We start from the raw sequence: 911 nt of genomic DNA, 5'->3' as shown, positions 1-911 counted from the left end.
TTAAATGGACACAACAAGACTTAGCTGATTCAGTCGGCATTACAAGGCAGACAGTTGGGTTAATTGAAAAAGGAGATTATGCTCCTTCTGTTGCCCTAGCTTTAAAAATCGCTCAGTCATTTAATGTGTCTGTCGAAGATGTATTTTACCTGAAGGAAGGGAAGGAATAACATGCTACAACGTATTATAAAATCCCCATTCATACCTATGAGTATGTTTCTTTTAATCATTGTATGTTTTACCATTTCTACTATGGATTTTTATCCAAATCAATCTATGTTAGCTAGAATGTTTTTTTTAGCCTTAATCGCTATAACATTATGCTGGACAGTATTAGCCCAACTACATAACCGTAAACATCCCCATGATCGCGTTAATTCTTTAGGGTTAATACCTCCAGAATTTCAAGAAACAGATGAAGGGCAACAATGGATTACTTTTAAAGCTTGTAGAAACGTATATGTTTATTATACGTATGCCTTACCTATCGTAGCAGGTATCTGTTTTCTCTTCTCTCATAGTCGCTTTATTCCGTTACTGAGTATAGGAGCTTTGGGATTGGGACAGTACCTTGTATATTGGTTAACCATGCGTAAGTTAAATCAATTTTAAAGATGCGAGGAGAAAAGAAATGAATCTATTAGAATGGGCACAAAATGCAAATAGTGTATGGCAATATCTTGTTTTATTTTTGCTGGCCGTAGCTCCATGGATGGATGTATCTATTATTGTTCCACTCGGAGTCATATGGGGATTATCACCAATTGGGGTTGGGATAACAGCGTTTATCGGTAATCTTCTTTTGATTTTATTGCTAGGACTATTTTTTAAACAGTTTTCAGCATGGCGAACAAAAAGAAGAATGAAAAAAGGGATTACGGGTCCAACAAAAAAAGAAACAAGGTCAAAGA

Annotated in this window: 2 protein-coding genes and 1 pseudogene; all 3 read left to right on the top strand. The window is 35.7% G+C overall.

The features are described from left to right. Positions 1–170, top strand: a 170-nt coding sequence (locus ACN6NE_RS31020; RefSeq protein ID WP_474329431.1) for a helix-turn-helix transcriptional regulator, incomplete at its 5' end; no start/stop codon positions are given. A gap of 1 nt (position 171) precedes the next feature. Next, positions 172–612, top strand: coding sequence for a hypothetical protein (locus ACN6NE_RS31015; protein ID WP_474329429.1), 441 nt, complete (start codon positions 172–174; stop codon positions 610–612). A 19-nt stretch (positions 613–631) separates the two neighbouring features. Further along, a pseudogene (locus tag ACN6NE_RS31010) lies at positions 632–911 on the top strand (small multi-drug export protein); the annotation flags it as partial.

The organism is Priestia sp. 53B2, assembly GCF_056099005.1.
Note: the sequence above shows the minus strand (reverse complement) of the source record. Positions and strands in the feature narration are given on the sequence as shown.